The 24,348-nt window shown below is 73.4% G+C and carries 20 protein-coding genes and 1 other RNA gene; 11 read left to right on the top strand and 10 right to left on the bottom strand.

What is annotated here, in order from left to right:
• Positions 1-111: 111 nt before the first annotated feature.
• Positions 112-897 (bottom strand): ABC transporter ATP-binding protein, encoded by a 786-nt coding sequence (locus ACZ7IF_RS27790; protein WP_470976569.1) that lies wholly within the window; start codon positions 895-897, stop codon positions 112-114.
• Complete coding sequence (locus ACZ7IF_RS27785; protein ID WP_470976566.1) at positions 890-1,789, bottom strand: ABC transporter permease; 900 nt, start codon at positions 1,787-1,789, stop codon at positions 890-892. The genes ACZ7IF_RS27790 and ACZ7IF_RS27785 overlap by 8 nt, the downstream gene beginning before the upstream one ends.
• A gap of 160 nt (positions 1,790-1,949) precedes the next feature.
• Here ACZ7IF_RS27785 and ACZ7IF_RS27780 point away from each other — a divergent pair, with 160 nt between their 5' ends.
• Positions 1,950-2,576, top strand: a complete 627-nt coding sequence (locus ACZ7IF_RS27780) for a TetR/AcrR family transcriptional regulator (protein WP_470976563.1) — start codon at positions 1,950-1,952, stop codon at positions 2,574-2,576.
• A gap of 39 nt (positions 2,577-2,615) precedes the next feature.
• Here ACZ7IF_RS27780 and ACZ7IF_RS27775 read toward each other — a convergent pair whose 3' ends face one another.
• The 5 genes from ACZ7IF_RS27775 to ACZ7IF_RS27755 form a co-directional block, all read right to left on the bottom strand.
• Complete coding sequence (locus ACZ7IF_RS27775) at positions 2,616-4,871, bottom strand: bifunctional glycosyltransferase/CDP-glycerol:glycerophosphate glycerophosphotransferase (protein WP_470976560.1); 2,256 nt, start codon at positions 4,869-4,871, stop codon at positions 2,616-2,618.
• 134 nt (positions 4,872-5,005) lie between these two features.
• The gene (locus ACZ7IF_RS27770; protein WP_470976556.1) at positions 5,006-5,869 is read right to left on the bottom strand and encodes a carbohydrate ABC transporter permease; all 864 of its coding nucleotides are present in this window, start codon (positions 5,867-5,869) and stop codon (positions 5,006-5,008) included.
• On the bottom strand, positions 5,866-7,185 hold the full coding sequence (locus ACZ7IF_RS27765; protein ID WP_470976553.1) for a carbohydrate ABC transporter permease: 1,320 nt from the start codon (positions 7,183-7,185) through the stop codon (positions 5,866-5,868). Before ACZ7IF_RS27765 ends, ACZ7IF_RS27770 begins: the two co-directional genes overlap by 4 nt.
• 4 nt (positions 7,186-7,189) lie before the next feature.
• Positions 7,190-8,572, bottom strand: a complete 1,383-nt coding sequence (locus tag ACZ7IF_RS27760; protein ID WP_470976551.1) for an ABC transporter substrate-binding protein — start codon at positions 8,570-8,572, stop codon at positions 7,190-7,192.
• 104 nt (positions 8,573-8,676) lie between these two features.
• On the bottom strand, positions 8,677-11,634 hold the full coding sequence (locus ACZ7IF_RS27755; protein ID WP_470976548.1) for an FtsK/SpoIIIE domain-containing protein: 2,958 nt from the start codon (positions 11,632-11,634) through the stop codon (positions 8,677-8,679).
• A 450-nt stretch (positions 11,635-12,084) separates the two neighbouring features.
• Here ACZ7IF_RS27755 and ACZ7IF_RS27750 point away from each other — a divergent pair, with 450 nt between their 5' ends.
• Both ACZ7IF_RS27750 and ACZ7IF_RS27745 read left to right on the top strand, forming a co-directional pair.
• Entirely contained in the window at positions 12,085-13,872 is a 1,788-nt protein-coding gene (locus ACZ7IF_RS27750) for a serine/threonine-protein kinase (protein ID WP_470976544.1), read from the top strand.
• A 186-nt stretch (positions 13,873-14,058) separates the two neighbouring features.
• Positions 14,059-15,324 carry a serine/threonine-protein kinase gene (locus ACZ7IF_RS27745; protein ID WP_470976541.1) on the top strand — a complete coding sequence of 422 codons (1,266 nt, stop codon included), beginning with the start codon at positions 14,059-14,061 and terminating at the stop codon, positions 15,322-15,324.
• 42 nt (positions 15,325-15,366) lie between these two features.
• Here the strand turns inward: ACZ7IF_RS27745 and ACZ7IF_RS27740 are convergent, their stop codons facing one another.
• Entirely contained in the window at positions 15,367-16,413 is a 1,047-nt protein-coding gene (locus ACZ7IF_RS27740) for an isopenicillin N synthase family dioxygenase (RefSeq protein ID WP_470976538.1), read from the bottom strand.
• A 312-nt stretch (positions 16,414-16,725) separates the two neighbouring features.
• Between ACZ7IF_RS27740 and prfB the strand changes: the two genes are divergently transcribed.
• A complete protein-coding gene (gene prfB / locus ACZ7IF_RS27735; RefSeq protein WP_470976535.1) occupies positions 16,726-17,835 on the top strand; it encodes a peptide chain release factor 2 in 1,110 nt (369 codons plus the stop codon).
• A 119-nt stretch (positions 17,836-17,954) separates the two neighbouring features.
• Here prfB and ACZ7IF_RS27730 read toward each other — a convergent pair whose 3' ends face one another.
• Entirely contained in the window at positions 17,955-18,143 is a 189-nt protein-coding gene (locus tag ACZ7IF_RS27730; protein WP_007264415.1) for a hypothetical protein, read from the bottom strand.
• Positions 18,144-18,372: 229 nt separating this feature from the next.
• Between ACZ7IF_RS27730 and ftsE the strand changes: the two genes are divergently transcribed.
• From ftsE to ACZ7IF_RS27695, 7 genes are all read left to right on the top strand, one after another.
• Complete coding sequence (gene ftsE / locus ACZ7IF_RS27725; protein ID WP_007264414.1) at positions 18,373-19,062, top strand: cell division ATP-binding protein FtsE; 690 nt, start codon at positions 18,373-18,375, stop codon at positions 19,060-19,062.
• Between the two features lie 17 nt (positions 19,063-19,079).
• Positions 19,080-20,069 (top strand): permease-like cell division protein FtsX, encoded by a 990-nt coding sequence (gene ftsX / locus ACZ7IF_RS27720; protein ID WP_470976532.1) that lies wholly within the window; start codon positions 19,080-19,082, stop codon positions 20,067-20,069.
• Between the two features lie 67 nt (positions 20,070-20,136).
• A complete protein-coding gene (locus tag ACZ7IF_RS27715) occupies positions 20,137-21,327 on the top strand; it encodes a S41 family peptidase (protein WP_470976529.1) in 1,191 nt (396 codons plus the stop codon).
• A gap of 18 nt (positions 21,328-21,345) precedes the next feature.
• Positions 21,346-21,831 carry an SsrA-binding protein SmpB gene (gene smpB / locus ACZ7IF_RS27710; protein WP_470976527.1) on the top strand — a complete coding sequence of 162 codons (486 nt, stop codon included), beginning with the start codon at positions 21,346-21,348 and terminating at the stop codon, positions 21,829-21,831.
• A gap of 100 nt (positions 21,832-21,931) precedes the next feature.
• Positions 21,932-22,320, top strand: a transfer-messenger RNA (tmRNA) gene (gene ssrA, locus ACZ7IF_RS27705).
• A 110-nt stretch (positions 22,321-22,430) separates the two neighbouring features.
• Complete coding sequence (locus tag ACZ7IF_RS27700) at positions 22,431-22,778, top strand: DUF6247 family protein (RefSeq protein ID WP_470976525.1); 348 nt, start codon at positions 22,431-22,433, stop codon at positions 22,776-22,778.
• Positions 22,775-23,038 carry a hypothetical protein gene (locus tag ACZ7IF_RS27695; protein WP_470976523.1) on the top strand — a complete coding sequence of 88 codons (264 nt, stop codon included), beginning with the start codon at positions 22,775-22,777 and terminating at the stop codon, positions 23,036-23,038. The genes ACZ7IF_RS27700 and ACZ7IF_RS27695 overlap by 4 nt, the downstream gene beginning before the upstream one ends.
• Before the next feature lie 118 nt (positions 23,039-23,156).
• On the opposite strand, the gene ACZ7IF_RS27690 is transcribed toward ACZ7IF_RS27695, so the two are convergent.
• Positions 23,157-24,284, bottom strand: coding sequence for an SH3 domain-containing protein (locus tag ACZ7IF_RS27690; protein ID WP_470976521.1), 1,128 nt, complete (start codon positions 24,282-24,284; stop codon positions 23,157-23,159).
• Between the last annotated feature and the right edge of the window lie 64 nt (positions 24,285-24,348).

Here is a 24,348-nt window from a genome sequence, read left to right as displayed (position 1 = left end):
ACCGGTGACGGACACGGGCCGGGCCCGGGACCCCTTGGGGTTCCGGGCCCGGCCCGTTCGTGCCTCCTGGTGCGGCGCCGTTGCGGGGGCTCCGCCGCCGGCCCCCGCGCCTCAGACGCCGGCGGGGCCGGGGTTCGTGAAGGCCTCGTAGGCGTCGCAGACCTCCTTCGAGGGGCCGTCCATGCGCAGCACGCCCGACTCCAGCCAGATCGCCCGGTCGCAGGTCTCGCGGACCGTGCCGATGCTGTGGCTGACGAGGAAGACGGTGCCGGCGCGGGCGCGGAGTTCCTCGATGCGGGCCTGGCTGCGGCGCTGGAAGGCGGCGTCGCCGGTGGCGAGCGCCTCGTCGATCATCAGGACGTCGTGGTCCTTGGCGGCGGCGATGGAGAACCGCAGCCGGGCGCCCATGCCGGAGGAGTACGTGCGCATGGGCAGGGAGATGAAGTCGCCCTTCTCGTTGATGCCGGAGAAGTCGACGATGTCCTGGTAGCGCTCGCGGACCTGCTGCCTGGTCATGCCCATCGCGAGCCCGCCGAGGACCACGTTGCGCTCGCCGGTGAGGTCGTTCATCAGGGCGGCGTTCACTCCGAGGAGGGACGGCTGGCCGTGCGAGTAGACGGCGCCCCGGGCCACCGGCTGGAGGCCGGCGATGGCCTTGAGGAGGGTGGACTTGCCCGAGCCGTTGGAGCCGATCAGGCCGATCGCCTCGCCCTTGTGCGCGGTGAAGCTGACGCCCTTGACGGCGTGGACCTCGCGGACGCCGGGCGCGGGCTTGCGCGAGACGATCCGGCTGAGCGCGGCGGTGGCGCCGCCCCTGCGGCCGCCGCCGTGCACCTTGTAGACGACGTGGACCTCGTCCGCGATGACGGTCGGGACACGGGTGCCGGTGTCAGCCACGGCCGTACTCCTCCTCTGCCTTCCAGAAGTAGACGAAGCCGCCGACGCCGGCGAGCAGCGCCCAGCCGATGGCGATCGGCCACACGTGGTGCGGGAGCGAGCCCGCCTTGAAGCTGTCGATCAGGGCGAAGCGCATCAGGTCGATGTAGACGGCCGCCGGGTTGGTCTTGAGCATCAGCGAGACCCACTGCGGCAGGTGGTCCGTCCTGAGCATGGTGTCGATGGACCACATCACGCCGGACGAGTACATCCAGGTGCGGAGCACGAACGGCATCAGCTGGCTGACGTCCGGGTTCTTGCTGCCGATGCGGGCCATGACCATCGCGCAGCCGGCGCAGAAGACGGCCATCAGGAAGAGCGCCGGAACCGCGATCAGCCAGGAGGGAGAGGGGGTCTGGCCGAAGGCCAGCAGCAGGACGACCAGGGCCGCCATGGTGACGAGCAGCTGCTGGAAGAGCTGGACCACGGAGGAGATGGGCAGGCTGGCGCGGGGGAAGTGCAGGGCGCGGACCAGGCCGAGGTTGCTGTGGACGGCGCGGGTGCCGGCGTTGACGGAGCTGCCGATGAAGTCCCAGACGAAGACGCCGGTGATCAGGAAGGGCACGTAGTCGGGGACGTCGTGGCTGGCGTTCATGACGATGCCGAAGACGAAGTAGTAGACGGCCGCGTTGAGCAGCGGGGTCATCAGGTGCCAGACCTGGCCGAGCTTGGCCGTGCTGTACGTGGCGTGCATCCGTGCGGTCGCGTACGCCGTCACGAAGTGGCGCCGGTTCCAGAGCTGTGCGACGTAGCGGGGGAGGGAGGGGCGGGCGCCGCTGACGGTCAGGCCGTGGGCTGCCGCCAGCTCCGCGGGGGAGGGCGGCGCGGGGTCCGCGGTGGTCACGGTGGTCACGGGATCGCTTTCGACGGGGGGCGCCCCGACAGGGGCCGGGCGTCGCGTGACGACAGGACGGGTCCGTATCGTCGTTACGGCGACAGTAGGGCGTGACACGTCGGAACGCAACCGTATCGTCGCGACGGGTGGGTGACGTCGTCGCCGCTATGCTCTGTGCATGACCAACGACCCCGCCGCCGCTCCTCCCGCTCCCGCCGCCCGCCGCGCCCCCGCCGGTGCCGCCGTCCTGCGCGAGGACGTGACCGAGGCGATCCGCGCGGCCGTGGTGGAGGAGCTGGCGGCGGTGGGCTTCGCCCGGATGTCGATCGAGGGCATCGCGCGGCGCGCCGGGGTCGGCAAGACCGCCGTGTACCGGCGCTGGAAGTCGAAGCTGCACCTGGTGCTGGACCTGATCGGCGCGGTCGCCGCCGACGGCATCCCGGTGCCCGCCACCGGGTCCCTCTACGGGGACGTACGCGCCCTGCTGGAGGTCATGTCACACGTGCTGCGGCACCCGGTGGCCTCGGCGGTGATCCCCGACCTGCTGGTGGAGGCCGCCCGGAACCCGGAGATCGCCGACGCGGTGCGGGGGGCGCTGCTGGAGGGGCAGCGCCGGCTCGCCGAGGGCATCGTCTCCGAGGCCGTCGCCCGCGGCGAGCTGCCGGAGACCGCGTCCCCGGAGCGGGCGCTCGATCTGGCGATCGGGCCGCTGTACTGGCGGCAGGTGGTGGTACGGGATGCCGTGCCGGCGGGCCATCTGGACGGGCTCGCGCGGTCGGTGGTGGCGGGGCTGCGGGCCGGCTGACCCCTCCCGCTACCGCCGGGAGGTGTCCCCCGGGCGGGGTTACGGCCAGAGGCCCGCTGTGAGGGGGGTCAGGGCCGGGGCCGAGGCCGGTGGGGTGGGGCGGCGGTCTTCCAGGGGGGTGATCGCCGGGAGCGGGGCGGACTGGCCCAGGAAGACGCGGCGCACCACGCGCTCGGCCGCGTGGCCGTCGTCGTACGAGCAGAACCGCGAGCGGAACGCGGCGCGCAGCTGCGCCGAGCGGGAGCCCTGCCAGTGACCGGTGGCGAAGATGTCCACCAGCTCGTCCTCGGTGCGGGCGATCGCGCCCGGGGGACAGGAGCGCAGGTCGAAGTAGGTGCCGCGGGCGGCCTCGTACGCCTCCCAGTCGTCCGCGTGGATCACGATCGGCCGGTCCAGCGCCGCGTAGTCGAACATCAGGGACGAGTAGTCCGTGACCAGCGCGTCCGAGGCGAGGCACAGCTCCTCCACCGACGGGTGGGCGGAGACGTCCAGCAGCCTCGGGTGCGGGTCCCGGGCGGACTCGCTGCCCGCGTACGTCAGGTGGGTGCGGGTGAGGATCGTGAAGCGCGGGCCCAGGTCCCGCAGGACCCGCTCGAAGTCCAGGTGCTCGGGCCGGCTGCGCCGGTAGTCGCGGTGGGTCGGGGCGTACAGGATCGCGGTGGTGCCGGGGGCGATGCCCAGGCGCTCGCGCAGGGCCAGCACTTCCGCCTGGCCGGCCCGGTGGAAGGGGTCGTTGCGCGGGTAGCCGTACTCCAGGGTGGTGTAGGAGGCGGGCACGGCCTTCTCCCACACCAGGGTGGAGTGGCGGTTGGAGGAGAGCAGGTAGTCCCACTGGTCCGCGCCCCGCAGCAGCCCCTCGAAGTCCGTGGTCGGGGTGGCCGCCGGACGGTCCTGGAGGTCGAGGCCCACCCGCTTGAGCGGGGTGCCGTGCTGCGTCTGGAGCAGGATCTGGCCGGGCCGCTTGACGAGGGCGCGGTCGAAGTTGACGTTCGTGGTCAGGTATCCGGCCCGGGCCAGGGCGCTCCAGTACGCGGCCGAGCCCGGCCGCAGCAGGGTGGTCTCGGGCGGCAGGGTGGGGGCGTGCCGGGGGTCGCAGATCCACGCCGTGCGCATGCGCGGGGCCAGCTCGCGCAGCTTCGCCTCGATCGCCGCCGGGTTGCAGGCGTAGCCGCCGTGCCAGTACGCGGAGAACACCGCCAGCTCGGGCCGCAGCGGCAGCAGCCGCTGGACGCGGTAGTGCAGGCGCAGGGCGCTCTCGCGCAGCCCCCGCCACAGCGCCGACCCGGCGCGGGCCGTGGCCAGGGCTCCCGCGCGGACGGCCGAGGCCAGCCCGTAGGCGCGCCGGACGCCCAGGCGCATCAGGGTGTGCCGGAGCCGGTCGGTGCGGGACAGCGACAGCGGCAGCGAGCCGGGGCCGCCCGGGACGCGGTGGCGGCGCAGCAGGGCCGAGGCCCGTGTGAAGAACTCGGCGCGGGCGGCGCGCGGGATGCGGCGCGGGTCCGCGTACACGGCGCAGAAGTGCTCGGCCATCCGCCGGTGCACCGCGGGGCGCCAGCGGTCCAGCTCGGGGCGGGCGGCGAGGTGGCCGAAGACCCGCTCGTACTGGTCGAAGATGTCGAGGTGGCGCCGGCTGGTGGTGGTCAGGATCGAGCCGGTGCGCCGCTGGCGGTAGTGGACGCAGACCCGGTCGAGGACGGCCACGGACTCGGCGGCCAGCAGCGCCGGGTACGTCCAGGGGGTGCCCTCGTAGAAGCCGGGCGGGAACTCCAGGCCCTCGCGCTCCGCGTACTCGCGGCGGTACGCCTTGTTCCACACCACCATCAGCATGCCGAGCAGGGCCGGGCGGTCGGCGAGCCGGAAGCTGGCCGGGCCCTCCTCGGACAGCCGGTGCGCGAGCCGGTTGCGGACGGTCTCGCCGGTCCAGAAGGTGCGCGCGTAGTCGTAGACCAGGACGTCGGGGGAGCCGGTGGCCTTGAGGCGGTCGGTGATCGCCTGGAGGGCGCCGGGGGCGAGGGTGTCGTCGCCGTCGAGGAAGAGCAGGTAGTCGCCGGTGGCCCGGGCCAGACCCGCGTTGCGGGCCGGGCCCAGGCCCAGGTTGTGCGCCAGGTGCACCGCGGTGACCCGGGGGTCGCGGGCCGCGTACTCGTCGATGATCGAACCGCAGGCGTCCGGGGAGGCGTCGTCGACCGCGATCAGTTCCAGATCCGGGTAGGACTGGGACAGGACCGAGTCCAGGCTCTCCTGGAGGTACGCCTGAACCTTGTACGCGGGCACGATGACGCTGAACCGGGGCACGGCACATCCAGGGGTCGGCGCGGGCATATTGCCCAGGAACCGCGCGCGCGGCGATCGGGTTACGCTGCGTGTGGCATTCGGGTTACGCAGCGTCAACATCCCATGTCGGACCCGGCCGTCCCGGTGGCCGTGGGTTACTTCACGGCGCCGGCCATCACCCCCGTCACGAACTGCCGCTGGAAGGCGAAGAAGACCAGCAGCGGCACCGCCATCGACAGGAACGCGCCGGGCGCCAGCACGTCGATGTTGTTCCCGAACTGCCGCACCTGCTGCTGGAGCGCCACCGTGACCGGCGGGTTCGCCGAGTCGGCGAAGACCAGCGCCACCAGCATGTCGTTCCACACCCACAGGAACTGGAAGATGCCGAGCGAGGCGATCGCCGGACCGCCCAGCGGCAGCACCACCCGCGCGAACAGCAGCAGTTCGCCGGCCCCGTCGAGCCGCGCCGCCTCCAGCAGCTCGCGCGGGATCTCCGCGAAGAAGTTCCGCAGCAGGAACACCGCGAAGGGCAGCCCGAACGCGGTGTGGAACAGCACCACCCCGGCCGTGGTCTCGAACAGGCCGATGGAGCCGAAGAGTTCCGACACCGGGATCAGCGCCACCTGCACGGGGACCACCAGCAGCCCCACCACGACCAGGAACAGCCAGTCCCGGCCCGGGAACTCCAGCCAGGCGAAGGCGTATCCGGCGAACGCGCCGAGGGTGAGGACCAGCAGCGTCGCCGGGACGGCGATCGCCACCGTGTTCAGCAGCGAGCCGGTGATGGTGTCGTTCGCCAGCAGGTGCGCGTAGTTGGACGCGGTCAGCCGCGAGGGCTCGGTCAGCGCGCGCCACCAGCCGCCCCGGTCCAGGTCGGCCGGGGACAGGAAGGAGGAGACCAGCAGGCCGAGGGTGGGCAGCAGCCAGAACAGTGCCGCCAGGACGAGGAAGACGCGCAGCAGCACGCTCCCCGCCAGCCGCCGCAGGACGCTCGTCGGGGCGTTCGTCCGAGCGCTCATCGGGAGGCCTCCTTCCGCATCCGGCGGATGTTGAGCAGCATCACCGGCACCACCAGCACCAGCAGCAGCACCGCGATGGCGCTGCCGAGCCCCGGATCGGCGTCCGTCCCGAAGGACGTCCGGTACAGCTGGAGCGCGAGCACGTTCGCGTCGTCCTGCACCGCGCCCGGCGCGATCACGAAGACCAGGTCGAAGACCTTCATCACGTTGATGACCAGCGTCACCAGGACCACCACCAGCACCGGCGCCAGCAGCGGCACCGTGATCCGGCGGAACACCTGCCACTCCCCGGCCCCGTCCACCCGCGCCGCCTCCAGCAGCTCGCGCGGCACCGCCGCCAGCCCCGCCCCGATCAGCACCATCGCGAACCCGGCCCACATCCACACGTACGCCCCGATCACCGCCGGGGTCACCAGCACCGGGCCGAGCCACTCCACCCCCGCGTACGCCGCCCGGAAGTTCGACTCCGGCAGCCGCAGCCGCGCCCCGTCCGCCTCCGCGGGCAGGGTGAACGTGCCGTCCGGGCCGGCCGTCGCCGAGGCCACCACCCGGCCGTCCTTGACCGCCTCCACCCGCATCCCGGACAGGCCCGACTCCGCCGCGTCGACCACGTTCGGCAGCCCGCCGCCGCCCCGGGTGAAGTCCTGCCAGACGGTGCCCGTCACCTTCCCCGCCACCGCCCCGGCGCTGCCCGCCGTACGGGTCCCCGCGGGCAGGGCCTCCGGCGCCACCCCGACCAGCGGCAGCAGCACCGGCACGCCCGCCCGGACCGTGCCCCGCGTCACCAGGGCGCCGCCGGCTGCGGGCTCCAGCGGGGAGTCCCGGCCGGGGCGGGCCCCCGGGAACGCCGAGGACTCCGCGAAGGTGTCGTGCACCCCGACCCACACCGCGTTGGCGACGCCCCGCTGCGGGTCGTGGTCGTACACGAGCCGGAAGATGATGCCCGCCGCCAGCATCGAGATCGCCATCGGCATGAACACGAGCAGCTTGAACGCCGTCCCCCAGCGCACCCGCTCCGTCAGCACCGCGAAGACCAGCCCCAGCGCCGTCGCCGTGGCCGGGGCGAACACCACCCACACCGCCGTGTTCCGCAGGGCCGTACGGATCACCGGGTCGTCCAGGATCTGCCGGTAGTTGCCCGCCCCGACGAAGGTGTCGCCGGAGCGGTCGAAGAGGCTGCGGTAGAGGGAGTAGCCGATGGGCTGCACCACGAGCGCGCCCAGCAGCACCAGGGCGGGCAGCAGGAACGCCGCCGCGACCAGCCGCGGGCGTCCCTCACCCCGCCTGCGGGCCCGGGCCGGTCTTTTGGCCGCCACCGCCTTACTGCCCGTACGCCTTGGCCGCTTCCGCCTCCAGCCTCTCCTGGGTCCCCGCCAGGTCCGACGGGTTCGCCAGGAAGTCCTGGAGCGCCTTCCACTCACCGGCGCCCGGCGTCCCGCCGAAGGCCGCCGGAGCCTGGTCCGACATGTCGAAGCGGAAGTCGTCGCCCGCCGCGATCAGCGCCTTCGCGATGCCCCGCTGGATGTCGTTCGGGTACGCGGCGAAGTCCACCGCCTTGTTCGGCGAGACGAACCCGCCCTCACGGGCCTGGATCGCCGCCGCGTCGGCCGACGCCAGGAAGGTCAGCAGCGCCTGCGCGCCCTTGCCCGGCTTCAGCGCCACCGCCACGTCGCCGCCCGACACCACCGGCGGCTTCGCGCCCACCGCCGGGAAGGGGAAGACCAGGGCGTCCTCGCCCACCTTCGCCTTGGTCTGCGCGATGTTCACGGCCACGAAGTCGCCCTCGAAGACCATCGCCGCCGCCGGCCGGTCCCCGCCCGTGAAGGTCTGCGTCACCGACTTCGGGAACTCCGTCGCCAGCGCCCCGCTCGGGCCGCCCGCCAGGAAGTCCTTGCGGGCGAACAGCTGCCCCAGGGTGGTCAGCGCCTGCTTGACGCTGTCGTCCGTCCACTTGATCTCGTGCCGGGCCAGCCGGTCGTACTTCTCCGGACCCGCCTGCGAGAGGTAGACGTTCTCGAACCAGTCCGTGAGGGTCCAGCCGTCCGCGCCCGCCACCGACACCGGCGCGGTGCCGGACGCGGAGAGCGTGTCGGCGACCGTGAGGAAGTCCTTCCAGGTCGCCGGGGGCTTCACGCCCGCCGCCTCGAAGGCCTTCGCGTTGTACCAGACCAGCGACTTGTTGGCCGCCTTGTAGTAGACGCCGTACTGGGTGCCGTCCACCGCGCCCAGCTTCCGCCAGCCCGGCGAGTAGTTCTTCTCCAGCTGCGCCCGGGCCTCCGGGCCCACCGGCTGCGCCCACTTGTTCTGCACCGCCGCGGTCAGAGCCCCGACCTGGGGGAGCAGCGCCACGTCCGGCGGCTGACCGCCCGCGATCTTGGTGCCGAGGAAGGTGACGATGGGGTCCTGCGCCGGGACGAAGGTGACGCTCGCGCCCGTGCGCTTCTCGAACTCCTTCAGCACCTTCGTGAAGTTCGCCTGCTCGGGACCCGTCCAGACCGCCGCGACCTCCAGCTTCTCGCCGGGCAGCTTCGGTAATTCGACGGTCTGCGCGTTCTGCTGCCCGGACGGCGTGGACCCGCCCGTGCCGCCGTCACCGCCCCCGCCGCCGCAGGCGGTGAGCGCGAGCGCGCCCGCCGCGGCCAGCGCCGCCCAGACTCTGCCCGCCGTGCGTTTCGTGTGGCCGGTTCCGTGCTGTGCCCGCATGGTCTCGCCCCCGATGCCGTCGTGCTCGTGGTGTGCCGCGTGCCACAAGGTCTACGCCGACCCGCGCACCCCCGCAATAGCGCGCGGCGGGGAGCCGGGGCGGGTCAGGGGGCCTGCGGGAACGGCACCGGTATCGCCGAGACCAGGTGGGAGGCCCGGTCGAGGGCGCTGGCCAGCAGCGCGAGGTCGGTCGGGCCGTTGCCCAGCTCGCGCACCGGCCGCCGGGCCGGCGGGTCGCCCATCCGCTCCCACTCCACCGGGACCACGGTCGGCCTCAGGGTCCCGGTGCGCGGGATCCGGCCGGTGACCCGGCCCGCCTGGAAGGGCACCGCACGGCCGTCGGCGTACAGCAGCCGCCCCCGCCCCGGTCCCGGCTGGTCCGGCGCGTCCAGCTCGACCCGCAGCGTCGCCAGCCGGGCCGGCTCGGTCTCGGCGGTCCGCTCCGGGCGGGAGCTGGCCACCACCAGGTGCACGCCCAGCCGGGTGCCCTCCCGGGCCACCCCCTCCAGGATCCGCACCACCGACCCGGCGGCCGGCCGGCCCGGGCTGCCCAGCGCCGGGGCCACCAGCGCGTCGAAGTCGTCCACCAGCACCACCAGCCGGGGCAGCGGGGTCGGCCCGGCCGCCGGCTCCGTGCGGGTGGCGGCCGCGCGCAGCCGCAGGGTGCCGGTGCGCGGGGAGTCGAGGTCCCCGTTCAGCTCGCCGGGGGCCGGCCGGCGGGGCGAGACCATCCGGTCGGAGAGCTCGCGGCGGGCGTGCCAGTCGGTGAAGGGGACGCCGTCCAGCAGCTCGTGGCGGCGCTTGAGCTCGGCGGCGAGGGCCTGCGCGAACTCGCGCATGCGCAGCGGGTCGGAGGCCACGAGGTGGGCCGACACGTGCGGGAGCTCCGTGCACGGCAGGAGGCCGTCGCCGCGCTCGCCGCCGGCGCCGTCGAGGAGGAGCAGGCCGAGGCGGTCGGGGCGGGCCGCGGCGGCCAGGGAGGCGGCGATGGAGCGCAGCAGCTCCGTCCGGCCGCTCCCGGCGGGACCCTCCACGAGCAGGTGCGGGCCGTCGTGGACCAGTTCGGCTCCGACCGGCCCGCGCCGGCCGGAGCCGAGGACGACCTCCGCGAGGCCGCCGACGCCCTGGCCCTGGTCGATGGCCTCCGCCCAGCGGGCCATCAGGGAGGCCGGGGTGGCACGGGCCAGCCCCAGCTCGTCGAGCAGCCGGGACGCCGCCGGGAGGGTGGCCGCGGCCGGGCGGGACGCGCCGCCGCCGGGCTGGGTGCCGTCCGCGCGCAGCGGGGCCAGGGCCCGGGCGAACCGCTCCGCCCAGGCCGCCGAGACGCCGTCGGCCACGGCTGTGGGGCCGGCGGCGACCGGACGGCCGCCGCCGGCCGCGAAGCTGCGTACGGCCGTGGCCACATCGCCGCTGAGCAGGGCGATCCGGCCGCAGTCGCGGAACGCCGGGGTGGCGGCGCAGGCCGACTCGTACGTCGCCGCGACCGGGGAGGCGGCGGTGGCGGCCGGGGTCTCCGCGAGCACGAGGAGGTGGACGCCGGCCGCGGTGCCGTGCGAGGCGAGCCGTCCGGTGAGGTCGCGCAGTGCCGCGCTGCCCGGGTCGCCGTCCAGGACCACGAGCGTGCGCGGGCCCTCGTACGCGGCGGCGGCCTGCCGCAGCGCCGCAGGGTCGGCGGCCGCCCAGCCGGTGCCGAGCGGGCCGTCCTCCAGCCGCCGGGTCAGTTCGGCGGTGCGGGCGGCCGCCTGGTCGCGGTCGTACGCGAGCAGCAGCCGGCAGTCCTGGCCGTGCGCCGGCCGGACGTGGGGCAGCCAGCCGAGCCAGCCCCAGTCGCGGCGGCGCTCCGCCACGGGCCGGGCGCGGTCGGCGGCCAGCAGGACGATCTCCAGCCGGGTCGGCGAGTGCAGTCCCGCGAGCTGGGCGACCACCGAGCGGGCCACGCCCGTCAGCCGTGCCCGGGGTCCGGCGACGCCGAGCGAGCCGCATTCGGGGAACGCGACCCGGCTGCCCGCGCCGAGCCCCGCCTCCAGGAACCGGGGGTGCCCTGCCCCGCGCGACCACAGCCGCCCGGTGGGCCCGAGCGCCGCCAGCAGCAGCGTCGCGGGGTCGTCCTCGTCCGGAGCGGCCGCCGCGGGCGCCTCGGGTCCGGCAGGCTGCCCGGGGGCGTCGTCGTCGCCCCGCACCCACTTGCGGGCCCAGGCGCCGATCCCGCCGCGCCGCCGCGGGGCCGCGGCGGGATCCGCGTACGCACCGGGTCCGGCGGCGGGCGCGGGGCGGAGCCCCGGGGCGGGGTCGGGGGCGGGGCCCCCGTGGGGGACGGACTCCTGCGGGCCGGCGGCCGGGGCCTGCGGGTCCGTACCGCCGGGGGCACCGGGGGCGCCGTCGGTTCCCGGGCCGCCGCCGGAGGTGCCCGGCAGACCGAGGTGGCCCTCCAGGTCCGGGACCACCGCCAGCGGCCGTTCGCCGCCCGCCGGGGCGAGCCGGAGCGTGGACTCGCCGATCCGCAGCAGCGCGCCCGGCGCCAGCGGGACCGAGGCGGCTCCGACGTCGGCGCCGTCGAGTGTGGTGCCGTTCGTCGAACCGAGGTCGGCGACCGTGACCCGGCCGTCCGCCAGCACGGTCACCGCGCAGTGCAGCCGCGAAACGTCCGGGTCGTCGAGCGGCACGTCGGCGTCCGCCGAGCGCCCGATCCGCACGGACCCGGCGTGCAGCAGGTGGACCCCGCCCGCGTCGGGTCCGGCCACCACGTGCAGCTGCGGGGTGCCCGGGCCGTCCGCGGCCGGGACGGCGGCGGTGTCCGGTCCGGGGACGTGCAGGTGCAGCACCGCGCCGTCCACCAGCGGCGGTTCGCCGAGTACGGCGCGCTGCGGGTCGAGGCGGCGCGAACCGGCGTACAGCACGGTGGTGCCGCCGGTGTCGGGGCCGCCCGCGGCCGCCGCGAGTCCGGAGGCCACCGCGGCCAGCGCGGTCCCGGCGGGCGCGGTGACGAGCACGTCACAGCCGGCGGGCGCGGTGGCGGCCTGGTGGCCGCTGCGCGACCCGAGGACGGTCAGCCGGATCTGCATCGCCGTCAGCGGTCCCTTCTGCGCGGAGCGCAGTGCGCGGTGCGTGCGTGCGCCCGGCAGGGGAACGGCGGCAGCTGCCCCGCCCGATCGACCCCCCGCCCGGCACGGACGCCTCGTCCGTTCAGGTCTGCCGGAAGGCAGGGCTCCCGTCCCGGCCGTTCCGTACGGGTGCATCCTCGCACCTGTCGCCCGCAACACGCCCGGCACCCGCCAATAAATGATCTTGGATTCCCGTGGCGCGGTTCACCCACCGGTACGAATGCGGCCACCCCGTCGGGGGAAAACCGGGGAAATGAGCCCCCGGCATACCCCGCAAAACTCACCCTTCGCGCAAATGTGCGGCAACCAACCTCCGCCGACCCGCGTCTTCCACCGGGACACCCCCTAGAGTTGGGCCGGAAACCCACTCGGCGGAATCAGCCGGAAAGACGACAGCAGGGAGCGCGAGACGTGCGGCCAGTCGGCAGCAAGTACCTGCTCGAGGAGCCGCTCGGACGCGGCGCCACGGGCACCGTCTGGCGCGCCCGCCAGCGGGAGACCGCAGGCGCGGAGGCCGCCGTCGCCGGCCAGCCCGGCGAGACCGTGGCCATCAAGGTCCTCAAGGAGGAGCTGGCCCAGGACGCGGACATCGTCATGCGCTTCCTGCGCGAGCGCTCGGTCCTGCTGCGCCTGACGCACCCCAACATCGTGCGCACCCGCGACCTCGTCGTCGAGGGCGATCTGCTCGCCCTGGTCATGGACCTCGTCGACGGCCCGGACCTGCACAAGTACATCCGGCAGAACGGCCCCTTCAGCCCGGTCGCCGCGAGCCTGCTGACCGCCCAGATCGCGGACGCGCTCGCCGCCAGCCACGCCGACGGCGTGGTCCACCGCGACCTGAAGCCCGCCAACGTGCTGCTCGACGAGAGCAACGGCCAGATGAAGCCGATGCTCACCGACTTCGGCATCGCGCGCCTGGCCGACTCCCCGGGCCTGACCCGCACCCACGAGTTCGTCGGCACCCCCGCCTACGTGGCCCCCGAGTCCGCCGAGGGCCGCCCGCAGACCTCCGCCGTCGACATCTACGGCGCCGGCATCCTCCTCTACGAGCTGGTCACCGGCCGCCCGCCGTTCGCCGGCGGCACCGCGCTCGAAGTCCTCCACCGCCACCTCAGCGAGGAGCCGCAGCGGCCCCCCGCCGTGCCCGAGGCGCTGTGGATCGTCATCGAGCACTGCCTGCGCAAGGAGCCCGACGAGCGCCCCAGCGCCGAGAGCCTGGCCCGCGGCCTGCGCGTGGTCGCCGCCGGCATCCGCGTGCACTCCTCGCCCGACGAGGTCGAGGCCGCCCTCGGCGTCGCCGCCCTGCTCGCGCCCGACCCCTCGCCCGCCCCGGTCCCGGCCGCCCCCGGCAACCCCCAGAACGCCGACCCGACCCAGGTGCTGCCCGGCCGCGCCCCCGCCGCCGCGCCCGCGGACGCGTACGACCCGAACGCCATGACGAGCGTGCTCCCGCCGGTCGGCGGGGCCGACGCCACCACCGTGCTGCCGGCCACCACCGGCGCCCCGGGCGGCGCGCCCGACCCGACCTCCGTCATGCCCCCGGTGCAGCAGCCCGACGCGCCGCACCCGTGGCAGTCGCAGATGCGGGCCGCGCGCGACCGCAACGAGCAGACGCAGATGCACTACGTCGACCCCGCCGAGGACCCGCTGCGCCGCCGCCCCCAGCGCCCGGCCCCGCAGATGCCGCCGCCCCCGCAGCAGCCGCCCCGGCAGCAGTACCGCCAGGCCCCGCCGCCGCAGCAGCAGTACCAGCCGCAGCCTCCGCCGCAGCAGTACGCGCAGCAGTCGCCGCAGCACTACCAGCCCCAGCAGTACCAGCAGCCGCAGCCGCCCCAGCAGCAGCCGCAGTACCGCCAGCCCCAGCCGCCTCCCCAGCAGCAGCAGCCGCAGCCGCCTCCCGCGCGGCAGCAGCGCCAGCCGCAGCAGCAGGCCCCGCGCGAGCCCCGGCCGCCGCGCGAGCCGCGCCGCCGCAGCGCCAACCCGGTCCGGATCCCGGGCCTGGGCTGCCTCAAGGGCTGCCTGGTGCTGATCCTGCTGCTCTTCGTGGGCGGCTGGCTGGTCTGGGAGCTCACCCCGCTCCAGGAGTGGATCGGCACCGGCAAGGGCTGGTGGGACCAGGTCTGGAGCTGGGGCACCGACGTCGTCGACTTCATCGGGTCCATCGGGGACACGGCCGGAAGCAGCGGCAGCGGCTCCTGAACGTCCGCCGCCGGAGGGCCCTCCCGAGGGCCCTCCGGAGCCTCCCGTAGCGCCGACCTTGTGGATTTGTCGACATCCAGGACGTGATTTCGCCCGCAGAAGTGAAGGTCGCCGCGATCCGGCGGCCTCAACCCCCATTCGGCCGCGTAGCTTTGGTCCGTTACGCCAGCCGCTGAGGGAGCAGTCGTGGCACGGAAGATCGGCAGCCGGTACACCGCCCACCAGATCCTGGGGCGCGGCAGCGCGGGCACGGTGTGGCTCGGCGAAGGGCCGGACGGCCCCGTCGCCGTCAAACTCCTGCGCGAGGACCTCGCCTCCGACCAGGAACTGGTCGGACGCTTCGTCCAGGAACGCAGCGCGCTCCTGGGACTGGAGCACCCGCACGTCGTCTCCGTACGCGACCTCGTCGTCGACGGGAACGACCTCGCCCTCGTCATGGACCTCGTACGCGGTACGGACCTGCGCACGCGCCTCGACCGCGAGCGCAGGCTCGCCCCCGAGGCGGCCGTGGCCATCGTCGCGGACGTCGCCGACGCGCTCGCCGCCGCCCACGCGGCCGGCGTCGTCCACCGCGACGTCAAGCCGGAGAACGTCCTGCTCGACATGCAGGGACCGCTCGGCCCCGGCGGCGCGCACCCCGCGCTGCTCACCGACTTCGGCGTCGCCAAGCTCATCGACTCCCCGCGCCGGGCCGCCGGCGGCCGCAGCACCGCCCCCACGACCCGGATCATCGGAACCCCCGACTACCTGGCCCCGGAGATAGTGGAGGGCCTGCCGCCGAGGGCGGCCGTCGACATATACGCCCTGGCCACGGTGCTGTACGAGCTGCTGGCCGGCTTCACCCCCTTCGGCGGCGGCCACCCGGGCGCGGTGCTGCGTCGGCACGTCACCGAGACCGTGGTCCCGCTGCCGGGCATCCCCGACGAGCTGTGGCAGCTGATGGTCCAGTGCCTGGCCAAGGCCCCCGCCTCGCGGCTGCGCGCCTCCGAGCTGTCGGCCCGGCTGCGGGACCTGCTGCCGCTGCTGGCCGGGATGCCGCCGCTCGACGTGGACGAGCCGGACGACGCCGACCCGGAGCCCGAGCCCGAGCGGGAGCCCGACACCGCCGCCGACCCGGTCCGCAGGCGGGGCGTGGTCCCACTGGTGCCCGGCTCCGCCACGGACTCCAACCGGGACACCCACACCTCCATGCGCGTCCCGGGCCCGGACGAGCTGGCGGGCGGGGCACTGGGCACCGCCCGCGTCCCCCGCCCGGCCGGCGGGCACCGGCCCGGCTCCGCCCGGCACCGGGCCGAGGCCGTCCGCAAGCGGCGTCTCGTGCTCTCCGCGTCGGCGCTGGCCCTGGTGGCGGCGGTGGGCCTGGGCAGCTGGATCGCCGTCTCCGGCGACGACCCGGCGCCCCCGCCGCGCGACGGCAAGGGCCGGCAGTCGGCCCCGACCCAGCCCAGGTAGACCGGCCCCGGGGCCCGTCTCTTCCCTTCCGGAAGAGACGGCCTACACCGCGGTGAGGTCCGGGTGCCAGCGGCGGGCGACCTCCGGGTGGGCGCGGACCCAGCCCTTGAGCTCGTTGCGGCCGTACTCGGCGTGCAGCGGGTTCGACTCGTCGTGCGCCACGCCCGGCGCCGAGCGCAGGTAGTCCCCGGGGACGGTCTCCACCACCGCGTCCAGCCTCGGGTTGTAGAAGAAGGGCACCGAGAACCGCTCCAGCGCCCCCGGCGGGCTGACCACCCGGTGGTCGGTGGCGCGCAGGTAGCCCTCGGTGGCGATCTCCAGCAGCTCGCCCAGGTTCACCACGAACGCCCCCGGCCGTGGCTCGATGTCGACGTAGCCGCCGTCCCGGACGACCTGGAGCCCGCCCACCGAGTCCTGGAGCAGCAGCGTCAGGAAGCCGTAGTCCTTGTGCGCGCCGACCCCCTGGTCGGCGCCCGACGGGGCGGACCCGGGGTAGCGGATCAGCTTCGTGTGCAGGTGGGGACGGTCCGCGAAGGCCGCGTCGAAGAAGTCCGGGGGAGCGCCGATCGAGGCCAGCAGCTCCTTGAGCAGCCGGTGCGCCACCCCTGCCAGGCGCTCCTGCCAGCCCAGGACCGCCTCCTTCAGCTCCGGCAGTGCCGCCGGCCACTGGTTGGGACCCTCCAGCCACAGGTACGCGGGGTCCTCCGGCCCCAGTACCGGCGCCGGCCGCTCCGCGCCCACGTCCAGCTGGTCCCGCCAGTCGGAGGCTCCGCCGGTCAGCTCGTGGCCGATACGGGTGTAGCCGCGGAAGTGCGGGGAGTTCAGATTGCTCACGGCCAGCCGGTCGGCCTCCGGGAGCGCGAAGAAAGCCCTGGTCAGCTCCAGGATGCGGGCGGTTTCCGCCTCGGTTATGCCGTGTCCGGTCAGGTACAGGAAGCCGGTGTCCCGGGCCGCGGCGTGCAGCTGCTTCAGGAAGTCGGCGCGCTCGGCGGGGTCGTCGGCCCGCGAGAGGTCGATGACGGCGAGGGCGGGCGCGGACGCGGCGGAGGAGACGGCGGAGGAGGGAGAAGAGGGGTGCGCGGACGGCATGACGGCTCCGTTTCGGATGTCACGGGGTCCTGGGCCCCGGAGATGGCGGGGCGAGCGGGAGCGTGCCGCCGGCAGGGATGGCGCCGGGGCGGCGTGGCCGCGTGCAGGACCGAAGTCGGATCGGGGTTGATCAGGCTTGTGCTGGGTCCGGCGGCAGACAGCTCGTCGTGGTCACACGCATGTGGTCCACATGGCGGCGCTTCACGAGTAGAACGGTCATACGAGGAGCGTACGCCCGTATCGACGCTCCTCCGTACGTTCCGATCCGGCCTGGCCGGACAGTGCCGTCCGGGGACCGGCTAGGCTTGACCCGTGGCAGTCGTCGATGTTTCCGAAGAGCTGAAGTCCCTCTCCTCGACCATGGGGTCGATCGAGGCCGTCCTGGACCTCGACAAGCTGAGGGCAGATATCGCCGTGCTCGAGGAGCAGGCCGCCGCGCCGTCCCTGTGGGACGACCCGGACGCCGCCCAGAAGATCACGAGCAAGCTTTCGCACCTCCAGGCCGAGGTCCGCAAGACCGAGACCCTGCGCGGCCGCATCGACGACCTCGCGGTGCTGTTCGAGCTCGCCCAGGAGATGGACGACGCGGACACCCTCGCCGAGGCGGAGGCCGAGCTGGCGTCCGTGCGCAAGGCGCTGGACGAGATGGAAGTCCGGACCCTGCTCTCCGGCGAGTACGCCGAGCGCGAGGCCCTGGTCAACATCCGCGCCGAGGCCGGAGGCGTCGACGCCTCCGACTTCGCCGAGCGCCTCCAGCGCATGTACCTGCGCTGGGCGGAGCGCCACGGCTACCCGACGGAGATCTACGAGACCTCGTACGCGGAAGAGGCCGGCATCAAGTCGACCACCTTCGTCGTCAAGGCCCCCTACGCCTACGGCACCCTCTCCGTCGAGCAGGGCACCCACCGCCTCGTGCGCATCTCGCCCTTCGACAACCAGGGCCGCCGCCAGACCTCCTTCGCGGGCGTCGAGGTGCTGCCGGTCGTCGAGACCAGCGACCACGTCGAGATCGACGAGTCCGAGCTGCGCGTCGACGTGTACCGCGCCTCCGGCCCCGGCGGCCAGGGCGTCAACACGACCGACTCGGCCGTGCGCATCACGCACCTCCCGACCGGCATCGTCGTCTCCTGCCAGAACGAGCGCTCGCAGATCCAGAACAAGGCCAGCGCGATGAACGTGCTCCAGGCCAAGCTGCTGGAGCGGCGCCGCCAGGAGGAGCAGGCCAGGATGGACGCCCTCAAGGACGGCGGCAGCTCCTGGGGCAACCAGATGCGGTCCTACGTCCTGCACCCGTACCAGATGGTCAAGGACCTGCGGACGGAGTTCGAGGTCGGCAACCCGCAGGCGGTCCTCGACGGCGAGATCGACGGCTTCCTGGAGGCCGGCATCCGCTGGCGCAAGCAGCAGGAGCAGACCGCGTAACGCGTGAGCACGTGAGCACGAGGAAGGGCCCGGACACCAGGTGGTGTCCGGGCCCTTCCCCATTACGTGTGATCCACGCGATCACACGGTGATGCCTGCTGATCGGGACGCGACGCGGCCTACGCGGTCCGTGCCACCAGCGCCAGCGCGGCCACCAGCACCACCAGAAGCGCGATGAGCGTCGCCGGATTCAGCCCGGCGAAGGGGCCCTCCTGCTGGAGGCGCTCCCGGTTCGCCCGGCACACCGGGCAGCGGCCCTGGCTGACGGGTGCGGCGCAGTTCGCGCACACGAGCCGGTCATATGTCATGCGCTCCTCCTCTCGTCCCCTCGTCATGGTCAACGGCACGGGGACGCGGTCCGTTCCCCCTACCACTGTGCCAGCTCCGCCGACATTCGGCGCGGCCCGTCCGGGCAATCACGGTCCGGCTCCTCCCACACCCGGGGATATTCCGGGCAACTACTGATTGCCGGGTCCCCACCCGGCGTCCGGTCGCGTATGGTCACGGTCACCTACTCCCGGCGACCGTGGTGCTCCCGTGATCCGATTCGACAACGTCTCCAAGTCCTACCCGAAGCAGAACCGGCCCGCACTCAGAGATGTCTCCCTCGACATCGCCAAGGGCGAGTTCGTCTTCCTGGTCGGCTCCTCCGGCTCCGGCAAGTCCACCTTCCTGCGGCTCGTCCTGCGCGAGGAACGGGCGACCCACGGCCAGGTGCACGTCCTCGGCAAGGACCTCGCGAAGCTCTCCAACTGGAAGGTCCCGCACATGCGGCGCCAGCTGGGGACCGTCTTCCAGGACTTCCGCCTCCTGCCCAACAAGACGGTCGCCGAGAACGTCGCCTTCGCCCAGGAGGTCATCGGCAAACCGCGCGGCGAGATCCGCAAGGCGGTCCCGCAGGTCCTGGAACTGGTGGGCCTGGGCGGCAAGGAGGGGCGGATGCCGGGCGAGCTGTCCGGCGGTGAGCAGCAGCGCGTCGCCATCGCCCGCGCCTTCGTCAACCGCCCCGCCCTGCTGATCGCCGACGAGCCGACGGGCAACCTCGACCCGCAGACCTCCGTCGGCATCATGAAGCTCCTGGACCGGATCAACCGGACCGGCACCACCGTCATCATGGCGACGCACGACCAGCAGATCGTGGACCAGATGCGCAAGCGCGTCATCGAACTCGAACAGGGCCGGCTCGTGCGCGACCAGTCGCGCGGCGTCTACGGCTACCAGCACTGAAAGGCCCCTGAGACGTCATGCGCGCCCAGTTCGTCATGTCGGAGATCGGCGTCGGCCTCCGCCGCAATCTCACCATGACCTTCGCGGTCATCATCTCCGTGGCCCTCTCCCTGGCCCTGTTCGGCGGCTCCCTGCTCATGCGCGACCAGGTCAGCGCCATGAAGGGGTACTGGTACGACAAGGTCAACGTCACCGTTTACCTCTGTACGAAGAACGACGCCCTGGACGCGGCCGGCGCCGCCGCCCCGGGCGCGGCCGCCGGGGCACCGGCATCCTCCGCCGGCGCCTCCGCGGCCAGCGGCCGGCCCTGCTCCAAGGGGGCGGTCACCCCCGAGCAGAAGCAGGGCATCGAGTCCGAGCTGAAGAAGATGGACCTCGTCCAGACCGTCATGTACGAGTCCTCGGACGAGGCCTACAAGCACTACAAGGAGCGCTTCGGCCACACGGCCCTGGCCTCCGTCGTCACCCCCGACCAGATGCCCGACTCCTTCCGGGTCAAGCTGAAGAACCCGGAGAAGTACGAGGTCATCACCTCCGCCTTCGCCGGGCGCGACGGCGTCCAGTCGGTCGCCGACCAGTCCACCGAGCTCGACAACCTCTTCGCCCTGCTCGGCACCCTCAACTGGGCGGCCCTCGGCATCATGCTGGTCATGCTGATCGTGGCCCTGCTGCTGATCGTCAACACGGTGCGCGTCTCGGCGTTCAGCCGTCGGCGGGAGACCGGCATCATGCGGCTGGTGGGAGCCTCCGGCTTCTACATCCAGGTGCCGTTCATCATGGAGGCGGCCGTCGCCGGCCTCATCGGCGCCGTCTTCGCCTGCGGGATGCTCGGCACCGGCCAGTACTTCGTGATCGACCACGGCATCGCGCTCCGCGACAAGCTCCAGCTGATCAACTTCATCGGCTGGGACGCGGTCCTCACCAAGCTGCCGCTGGTGCTGGTCATCGGTCTGCTGATGCCCTCGCTGGCAGCGTTCGTCGCGCTGCGCAAGTACCTGAAGGTATGACGAGCGCCTCCTGCGCTCTGTGGTCAACCGGGCTTGCCGTGGCGGGGCTTGTCCTAGACTCGGCGGCATGCCGGGTCTGCCCGCCCTCTGTCTCCGGCCCCGCGGCCTGCGTCGCGGGGCCGTTCTGACGCTGGTCTTCCTCGTCTGCGTGGGCACCGCCGCGGGCACGGGGTGCTGGTCCCCGCACGAGACGGACGAGACGAGTACGGCCTTCCTGGCGGGCACCGGCGAACCGGACCCGCCCCCTGCCCCCGGCCCCGGCACCGCCGACCGGGAGGCCGTCGCCCGGGCCGCCGCCGAGGCCGTCGCCGAGGGCAAGTCGGGCAAGAAGGCCGCCCAGGAGGTCGTCAGCCGCAGCGGCGACCGCTGGGGCACGGTCTACGACCGGGGCGAGTACGCCGCCTTCGCCGAGGAACTCGACGGCCGCTGGACCGGGGTGGGTCTCTGGGCCGGACGCCGCCGCGACGGCCGGATCGAGGTCGACCGGGTCCAGCCGGACAGCCCCGCCGACCGGGCCGGCCTGCGCGCCGGGGACCGGCTGCTGAGCGTGGACGCCCAGAGCGTGACCGGGCTGGCGGTGGCCGACGTGGTGGCGCTGCTGCGCGGGGAAGCCGGCACTCCGGTGGTGCTCGGACTCAGCCGGGACGGCGCCGACCGCACCGTGACCGTCCGGCGCGCGCAGCTGCGTACCGAACCGGTGACCGTACGCCGCCTCGCGGGCGGCATCACCGTGATCAAGGTGGCCTCCTTCACCCGGGGCTCGGGGGAGCTCGTCAGGACGGCCGTCCGCGAGGCCCCGCCCGGCGGCGGGGTGATGCTGGACCTGCGCGGCAACCCGGGCGGGCTGGTCACCGAGGCGGTGGCCGCGGCCTCCGCCTTCCTGGACGGCGGGCTCGTGGCGACGTACGACGTACGGGGCTCCGAGCGCGCCCTGTACGCCGACCCGGGCGGGGACACCGCCCGCCCCCTGGTGGCGCTGGTCGACGGCGGCACCATGAGCGCGGCCGAGCTGGTCACCGGCGCCCTCCAGGACCGCGGCCGGGCGGTGACGGTGGGCACCCGCACCTTCGGCAAGGGCTCGGTGCAGATGCCGACCGAGCTCCCGGGCGGCGCGGTTGCGGAGCTGACGGTGGGCACGTACCGCACCCCGGCGGGCCGCAGCCTCGACGGCGGGGGCATCACCCCGGACCTGGCGGCCGGTGACGGGGCGGAGGAGCGGGCGCGCACGGTATTGGGTGGCCTCGGGGTGGGGTCGTAGTGCGAAAATGACCGCACTATGGCTAAGGAAAAAGGGCGCAAGCTGATCGCCCAGAACAAGAAGGCCCGGCACGACTACACGATCGTCGACACCTACGAGTGCGGGATCGTCCTGACCGGCACCGAGGTCAAGTCCCTGCGCCAGGGCCGGGCCTCGCTGGTGGACGGCTTCGTGTCGGTGGAGGGCCGCGAGGTCTGGATGTACAACGTGCACGTGCCGGAGTACAGCCAGGGCACCTGGACCAACCACAGCGCCCGCCGCAAGCGCAAGCTCCTCATGCACCGCGAGGAGATCGACAAGCTGGAGCGCAAGTCGGAGGAGTCGGGCCACACGGTCGTCCCGCTGTCCCTGTACTTCAAGGACGGGCGCGCGAAGGTCGAGATCGCGCTGGCGAAGGGCAAGAAGGAGTACGACAAGCGCCAGACCCTGCGCGAGAAGCAGGACACGCGCGAGACGCAGCGGGCGATCTCGGCGGTCCGGCGCAAGCAGCGGGGCACGGTTTAATCTCCTGGCACGCGGTGGTCCACTTCGCGTACCATGGCGTCAGCACCACCCCCTCGGGGGCGGCGCAGCTTGAAGCGGTACCTAATTCAATAGTGAACATGGGGATGATCGGTTTCGACAGCGGCTGTCGATGCAGGGGAAGCGAGCCGAGGAAGCGGCAATGATCTCGCTAACCACATGTCGCAAAAAATAATCGCCAACTCCAAGAGCGATAACTCCCGCTTCACCCTCGCTGCCTAATAACAGTGAGCTGAAGCCTCTGTGAGGAGCGTCAGCCCGGAAGTGGTCCCGGTCCGGATCCTGGCGTCAACTAGGGATCTAAACCTCTAGCCCCGGTCACGGGGGTTGGAGGGAAACCAAACAGTGACTGAGCCCGTCGGAGACTTGTCCGTGTGATCTCCGGGGCCGAGAAAATCGCAGCGGACTGCGCTCGGAGAAGCCCTGCTTCTGCACCGTTGGACGCGGGTTCGATTCCCGCCATCTCCACTCATCCCATGTGGGCGAAGGCCCCGCAGCCGGTCGGCTGCGGGGCCTTCGTCATGGGCGCCCCTTCCCGTCCCGTGGCCAGTACGGTAGGCCACAGCTGAGGAGGAGTACCGATGACTGCACCGATGCCTCTGGGCAAAGGCCCGTTGATCCCGATGCCGGAACCCACCATTGCCGCGATGCGGCATGCGCTCGCCCGGATCGCCCCTTCCAGGCTCCACGCCTTTGACGAGCACCTCGCGGAGGCCGCCACGAACGCCCAGCAGACGCAGAGCCTGGCTCCTCTGCGTTCCTTCATCCAGGTATGGGCGATCAACGTGGCCATCGCGCGCTACCCCGAACGGGCTGCCCGGTTCCAAGCCCTTGAGGCCCTCGTCGATGCCGGGATCGAGGACCCCGTGGAAGCGCTCGCGGAGATCCAGCAGATCCTCCGGGAGGCGAAGGCCGAGGCGGGTCTGTGAGCGGTTGGCGTTGGGAGTACAACACCGACGATCCGGCCTATCACACCGACGGCCTGCCCCCGGGAGTGGTCGCGGAGGTGGAGCGGCTGGCAACCGAACTCGCGGCGCTCGGGCGTGACGCAGCCCGCGCCGGGCACCCGAGCGGCCGGGAGGGAGGCCTGCGCTCCTTCGACGTCCTGGGCGGTCGCGGTGTGGTGCAGTTCCTGGTGGTTCCTCGACACGAGTGCGTGTACGTCTGCAACATCATCTGGTCCGGGTAGAGGACCCGTGGCGGGAGCGGGTTCGATTCCCGCCATCTCCACTCATCCCATGTGGGCGAAGGCCCCGCAGCCGGTCGGCTGCGGGGCCTTCGTCATGCCGGGGTGCGGGGCCGGGGCCTCAGCAGTACGGGACCTTGTTGAGGTTCAGGGCGTAGCGGGCGGCGATCCAGCCGCGGCCGTCGGCGAGCTTGTACCAGATCGGATTGTCGCCCACGGTCTGGCCGTTGACCTTGCACTGGAGCTTCACGACGGTGTTGGCCGGGATCTTGCCGGTCTTCCGGTAGCCCGTGCCGGGGCCGGAGCGGATGCCGAGGCCGTGGCCGTGGCCGGAGGCGACGATGCGGGCCTTCGGGCCTTCGCCCTTGCCGTGGTGGTCGCCCTTGTCGCCCTTTCCGCCCTTGCCGTCGGCGCCGTTCTTGCCGTCCTTGCCCTTCTTGCCTTCGGGGCCGCGGGCGCCGGGCTCGCCGTTCTTCCCGGAGTCGCCCTTCGGGCCGGCGGGGCCCTGGATGCCTTGGATGCCCTGACGGCCTTCCTTGCCGTCGGCGCCGTTCTTGCCGTCCTTGCCCTTCTTGCCCTCGGGGCCGCGGGCGCCGCGCTCGCCGTCCTTTCCGGCCTTGCCTTCGGGGCCCTGTGGGCCGGGCGCGCCGTCCTTGCCGGGCTCGCCCTTCTCGCCCTGCGGGCCCGGGCGGCCCGGCTTGCCGTGGTGGCCGGGCCTGCCGTCGTGACCGTCGTGGCCCGGGCGGCCGTCGTCGCCCTTCGGGCCCGTCACCGGGGTGGCCACGGCGAACAGGGCCGGGAGGTCGATGCCGTCGGCCCATTCGCCGCCGTCCAGCGTCGTGCCCTGCGGTGCCTTCGGGTCCACCCGGACGGTCACCGCCAGCCGCGTCTGCGTGTTCGCCGGGAAGGCGAAGCCCGCGCGGGTGCCCGCGTCGCAGGTCAGCAGGCGCGCGTCCGCCGAGCGGGTGCACGAGCCGGCCGCCCGTTGGCCGTTCCAGTAGAAGCGGGCCTCCGGGAAGGTCGTCCGCTCCGGCGCGGTGATCCGGAAGCTGCTGCTGCGCGCCGGGTCCTGGCCGTTCACGGCCGCGATGACGACGCGGCCCGTCTGGCCGGGGGCGATGGAGGGGACGTACGGCTGGAAGAACCGGATCTGGGAGGCATCGGCCAGGGCCGGTACGGCCGGCACCAGGCAGGACGCGGTGACGGCCGCGACGACGAGGGCCGAGGAGACGGAGCGTGAAGCAGGCAAGGGGAGTTCCTCCGCGAAAGCAAGGGCGCTGGGGGAAAGCACCCCCAGTTATGCGGGATCGCGC

This window comes from Streptomyces sp. NPDC037421 (assembly GCF_055602105.1).
This window is presented reverse-complemented; position numbering and strand designations above follow the sequence as displayed.